The 5,576-nt window shown below is 47.5% G+C and carries 5 protein-coding genes and 1 tRNA gene; all 6 read right to left on the bottom strand.

Annotated features, from left to right (window positions below):
• Positions 1 to 159: 159 nt before the first annotated feature.
• Positions 160 to 252 (bottom strand) — tRNA-Ser (locus tag Q0K92_RS12725).
• A 61-nt stretch (positions 253 to 313) separates the two neighbouring features.
• Complete coding sequence (locus Q0K92_RS12730; protein WP_297326168.1) at positions 314 to 1,543, bottom strand: aspartate kinase; 1,230 nt, start codon at positions 1,541 to 1,543, stop codon at positions 314 to 316.
• Positions 1,544 to 1,604: 61 nt separating this feature from the next.
• Positions 1,605 to 2,375: a 16S rRNA (adenine(1518)-N(6)/adenine(1519)-N(6))-dimethyltransferase RsmA gene (rsmA, locus tag Q0K92_RS12735; RefSeq protein WP_297326169.1), complete on the bottom strand. Its 771-nt coding sequence runs from the start codon at positions 2,373 to 2,375 to the stop codon at positions 1,605 to 1,607.
• Positions 2,365 to 3,375: a 4-hydroxythreonine-4-phosphate dehydrogenase PdxA gene (pdxA, locus tag Q0K92_RS12740; protein WP_297326172.1), complete on the bottom strand. Its 1,011-nt coding sequence runs from the start codon at positions 3,373 to 3,375 to the stop codon at positions 2,365 to 2,367. The genes rsmA and pdxA overlap by 11 nt, the downstream gene beginning before the upstream one ends.
• The gene (locus tag Q0K92_RS12745; protein ID WP_297326170.1) at positions 3,365 to 4,687 is read right to left on the bottom strand and encodes a peptidylprolyl isomerase; all 1,323 of its coding nucleotides are present in this window, start codon (positions 4,685 to 4,687) and stop codon (positions 3,365 to 3,367) included. The genes pdxA and Q0K92_RS12745 overlap by 11 nt, the downstream gene beginning before the upstream one ends.
• A 41-nt stretch (positions 4,688 to 4,728) precedes the next feature.
• Positions 4,729 to 5,576: LPS-assembly protein LptD (locus Q0K92_RS12750; protein WP_297326171.1), on the bottom strand; the 848-nt coding region annotated here is incomplete at its 5' end.

The raw sequence follows: 5,576 nt of genomic DNA on the forward strand, positions 1-5,576 counted from the left end.
GTAACTTTCTAGCGAGTATTATAGTTACTCACTAACTTACTCACAAATTTATCTTGTTACTCACATTTCACATGATTAGCTACGGTTAACAAAAAACCCGATAAACTTATTATTTATGCGGGTCTTGTTGGTGTTGCTGGGTATCTATTGGTAGATGAGTGGCGGAGAGAGAGGGATTCGAACCCTCGATAAGCTTTTTGTGCCTATACTCCCTTAGCAGGGGAGCGCCTTCGACCACTCGGCCATCTCTCCGGATTTTAATGCGACAGGGCAATGGGTTCATTATCCTGCTAATACTAGATATGCTAATAAATTAGAGCGCCTGCTCTAGATCAAATGCTTTATGAAGCACTCTGACAGCTAACTCCATATATTTCTCATCAACAACAACGGATACCTTTATTTCAGAAGTGGCGATCATCTGAATGTTAATGCCTTCTTCTGCCAACACGCGGAACATTTTGCTGGCAATGCCTGCGTGGGAACGCATACCGACACCCACGACAGAAACTTTTGCGATTCTATCACCTCCGAGTACATCGCGCGCACCAATATGCGGTTGAATTTTTTCTCTGAGGATATTCATCGTATTTTTGAATTCATTGCGATGGACTGTAAATGAGAAGTCCGTCAAACCATCGTGCCCTACGTTCTGGATTATCATGTCGACATCAATATTGGCATCGGCGACCGGCCCTAGAATCTGATAAGCAATGCCTGGGTGATCGGGGACACCTAAAACAGTAATTTTAGCTTCATCACGATTAAAAGCGATACCTGAAATGACTGCTTGCTCCATATTTTCATCTTCCTCGAAAGTGATCAGGGTGCCTTGCCCTTCATCCTCAAAACTGGACAGAACCCTCAACTTAACTTTATATTTTCCTGCGAACTCGACTGATCTTAATTGTAGAACCTTGGAGCCAAGGCTTGCCATTTCAAGCATTTCTTCAAAAGTGATGGTATTCAATCTTCTGGCTTCGGCGACTACCCGCGGGTCTGTCGTATAAATTCCGTCGACATCCGTATAAATTTGGCACTCATCGGCTTTCAAAGCGGCTGCCAATGCGACACCAGTGGTGTCGGATCCGCCACGGCCAAGCGTAGTGATATTGCCCTTTTCATCAACGCCTTGGAAACCGGCAACGACGACGACATAACCGGCGTCCAAGTCCGCTCGAATTTTGGTTTCGTCAATATTCAATATCCGCGCTTTAGTGTGCGTGCTATCCGTCAGAATTCTGACCTGTGATCCGGTATAGCTTTTTGCTTTAACATTGAGTGCCATTAATGACATGGACAGCAGTGCGACGGATACCTGCTCACCGGTTGAAACCATCACATCCAATTCGCGTGGATCCGGATTCTCCTGGACTTCGTGCGCTAGTGCGATCAATCGATTTGTTTCGCCGCTCATGGCAGAAACAACAACGATAATTTGGTGTCCTTGCGAATGAAATTTGGCGACCCTGCGAGCCACATTTTTTATCCGTTCGGTACTGCCAACCGATGTGCCACCATATTTTTGTACGTAAAATGCCACGAATTACTGACTCACAAAAAGTATTGGAATAGAAAAAAGTTCGTCATTTTACACGATTCTCTTAGCGCTTTCCTAAGAAATTCGCAATGGCGATGAAATTCTCCACCGATAAATTCTCGGCGCGTAGTCCGGAATCAATCCCCAGAGCACAAAAATCATCAGTATTCAGAAAATCACGCAGCGTGTTACGCAGGGTTTTGCGGCGTTGTGAGAATGCTGCCGAAACCACTTGTGACAATAATGTTTCATCTTGAGCATCCATTGATGATTTTTGGCGTGGAATCATCTGCACAATCGCTGATTCCACTTTGGGTGCGGGACTAAAAGATTCTGCCGGGACACTAAAAACGTTCTCCATATCAAAACGATACTGCAGCATCACTGAAAGACGCCCATAATCGGATGTTGCCGGTATGCCCACCATGCGCTCCACCACTTCCTTTTGCAGCATAAAATGCATATCGACAATGTGTTCGGAGAATTGGCTCAAATGAAACAACAGCGGCGTTGAAATGTTGTAGGGCAGATTGCCGACGATGCGTAGGTTACTACCGAGAGCGGAAAAATCGAACTTGAGTGCATCGGTTGCATGAATGGTCAATTTTTCTTGCGAAAATTCCTTGCTGAGTCTGGCGACAATGTCGCGGTCGATTTCTACCACATTAAGATGATCAACCGCTTGCAGCAGAGGTCTTGTTAACGCGCCGAGCCCCGGGCCAATTTCGACGATTCGATCATTCTTTTGCGGATAGATCGCAGCGATAATTTGAGCAATGATCTGTTGATCAATCAGGAAGTTCTGGCCGAAACGTTTGCGCGGATTATGGCGCATTATGGAGAAACGCTGTGTGGTTCTGGGCCAATTGGATGGCCATTTCAATAGCAGCGAGTAAACTGCCCGCGTGCGCGCGTCCTGTTGCGGCTAATTCCAACGCGGTGCCATGATCCACCGAGGTGCGGATAATGGGTAATCCTAATGTGACATTGATGCCACCGCCAAAACTGGAATGTTTCAGTACCGGTAACCCCTGGTCGTGGTACATGGTAAAAACGCAGTCATAGTGCTTGAGTTGTGACGGATTAAACAAGGTATCCGCTGGAATGGGGCCGGTTAGCTGCATTCCTTCAGCCCGAAGTTTGTTGAGCACCGGAATAATGATGTCAATTTCTTCGCGTCCCAGATGACCGGATTCACCGGCATGCGGATTGAGTCCTGCCACGGCGATGCGGGGTTTGTCCAACATGAAGCGCGTGACGAGATCCTGTTGGATGATGCGTAATTTACTTTCCAAGCTGTCCGCTGTGATCGCGGCTGCAACATCTTTGAGCGGTAAGTGCGTGGTGGCCAGTGTTACGCGCATACCTCCGCCCACCAGCATCATGACAACCGAGCTGTGCGTCAATTCTGCCAAATATTCCGTATGCCCGGTAAAAGGAATGCCGGCATCGTTAATCACCCCTTTGTGTACCGGTGCGGTGACCATGCCGTCAAATCGACCTGCTTGACAACCCTCAACTGCATGGTTGAGCATCGTCAGGACGTGATGCGCGTTGGCTGGGTTCAATACGCCGGGTAGCGCGGGTTCGGCCAACGGAACATGCAAAACTTGCAGGCTGCCAGCGGCATGCGGACCTGGAGGGGTTGCAGAGACATCAGTAAGATTGAGTGGGAGCTTGAGTTGTTGTGCGCGTGTCAGCAGCAATTCACGATTGGCAATAACCACCAACCTACATGTTAACGATTGTTGTGCAATTTGTACGCATAAGTCAGGACCAATTCCGGCAGGCTCGCCGGCGGTCAGTGCCAGTGTGGGAATGAAATTATTGCTCATCATCCAAACGGAGCTCAACATAGGCTTGATCACGTAACTGCCGCAGCCATTCCTGCACCACAACATCTGCCTTGCGCGTACGTATTGCTTGACGTGCCACCTGCCTGCGCCGATCAAGACTGACATCCTGCGAGCGGCGTTCCAAAACTTGGATAATATGCCACCCGAATTGGGATTGCACGGGTTCGCTGATTTGGCCGGGTAGCAGCGCATTCATGGTTTGTTCAAAAGCAGCTACGGTATCGCCCGGTGAAAGCCAGCCAAGATCACCGCCTGACGCGGCACTGGTGTCTTCAGAATACAATTTGGCCAGCTCTTCAAAATTTTCTCCCCGATCAAGTCGCTCCTTGAGTTGGGTAATTTTCAGTTTGGCGTCATTATCAGAAGTCAACTCGTTAACTTTAATCAGTATATGGCGTGGGTGTGTTTGATCGATGATGACTGTAGGTGTTTCCTGAGTGCGTCGGCCGAGTAATTTGAAAATATGAAAACCGGACGGGCTTTGTACGATCTGTGTCAAATCTCCGGGTTGAAGTGATTCCAACAACTCAGCAAATTTAGGTCCCATTTGATCAATAGGGCGCCAATCGATGATTCCTCCCTTTGAAGCATCGGCGGCATCTGAGAATTCAGCCGCTACTTGAGCAAATTCCACGCCTTCTTTTAGCTTCGCGAGCGCCGTCTTAGCGCGTTCGCTTCTTTGTTGGATTTGACTCGAGTTCATGTTTTCGGTGACCAAAATCAGAATATGCGCGAGACGATATTCATCATTGCCCACAGCAGATGTTTCCTGGGTGCGGAGAAAATTATCAACTTCTCCTTCCGTCACATTGACTTGGTGTTTAATTTCCCGCTCTTTGAGTCGCGCCATGATCATTTCATCACGTATTTCCTCGCGAAACTTATTAAAACTGATGCCATCTTTTTCGAGTACCGCATAAAATTCCGGCAAGGATAATTTATTTTCTTGCGCAATCCGCTGGACCGTTTCATCAATCTCACTTTCGCCGACTGATAGACCCACTTCCTTGGCATGTTGTAACTGGATCCGCTTGGTTACAATGGATTCAATTACTTGATTTTGTAAGGTGTTCTGGTCTGGCAATTGCATGCCTTGTAATTGTAGCCGATCGATGGCTACTTTGATCGCTTCATCAAGTTCTTGCCGGGTAATGACATCCTCATTGACAATGGCCACGATATGATCAACCGGCTTGACTGCCGGGATAGATTCCATTTCTTGTGCTGTGGCATAAAAAGGCATGAATACCATGAGTAGTAGCACGAGGTAGGAATAGCTTCTGTTATGCATAAAATGTGAGACTTGGTGAGTACAATGGGTAGAACTAATGATCAGTGAACGCTGGTGTATCCCGGAATACTTTGCTGCAGTACTTGCAGTGGATTATTGCCGATTCCCATCAAGCCTTTTAATTCCAGCTGTACAAAGACTGCGGTGGTGGTGGTTTGCGTGGCTGTTGTGAGCCGTTGCATGACAACCCGCAAAGCCCAGCAACACGCATTGTATTCAAAGCCTGCCAATCCTGCCAGGATCTTATCATCTTTCAGCGAATAATTTACCCGTGCAACGCCATGCCAATTACCGCTAATCGGCCATTGAATTGAACTGTCCACTTGTTCCAGGACATTTCGTGTAAACCGATAACCGAGGTTTAGTACCTTGCCCGTATCCGGTTGGTAACTGATACCCGTACGAACTTTTTCAATGAATAATTTAGACTCATCCATTTGAACGTTGGAATCCGTGCTGATATGAGGGGTCAAACGCCCTGAAATAGAGGCAATAAAGTCGGATTTTCCACTGGTGACCTGGGGATTAAGCGGAGTATTGGGCAGCAGTACTCGGGGATCTGTAAAATTGACCTGTTGGCCTATTGCAAGCCGCAAGCGCTCAATACCCGTTTCCTGTTCCACAAACCGCGATGTCAGTGCAGCTGTAACGCGATTAGCATCGTTAATGCGATCACCGCCGCTAAACCGGTTTTCGGTCAGCATTTGCGCAAAACTGAAATCATTGACTGCGGAATCAAAATTAGGTAAGTAATCCTGATTCCGGTACGGTGCATAGACATAGAATAGCCGTGGTTCGAGCGTCTGGATAAATTTTCTGTCACTCAATTCCAGTTGACGGTCAAATGCGATACCGCTGTCCAGGCTGACAATAGGAATCGTGCGGTCTA

It is taken from the genome of Nitrosomonas sp. (assembly GCF_024282095.1).
Taxonomy (GTDB): Bacteria; Pseudomonadota; Gammaproteobacteria; order Burkholderiales; family Nitrosomonadaceae; genus Nitrosomonas.

Coding starts and splice junctions, on each gene's coding strand:
- rsmA (WP_297326169.1), bottom strand. CDS start 2,375: ATGCGCCATAATCCGCGCAAACGTTTCGGCCAGAACTTCCTGATTGAT.
- pdxA (WP_297326172.1), bottom strand. CDS start 3,375: ATGAGCAATAATTTCATTCCCACACTGGCACTGACCGCCGGCGAGCCT.
- Q0K92_RS12745 (WP_297326170.1), bottom strand. CDS start 4,687: ATGCATAACAGAAGCTATTCCTACCTCGTGCTACTACTCATGGTATTC.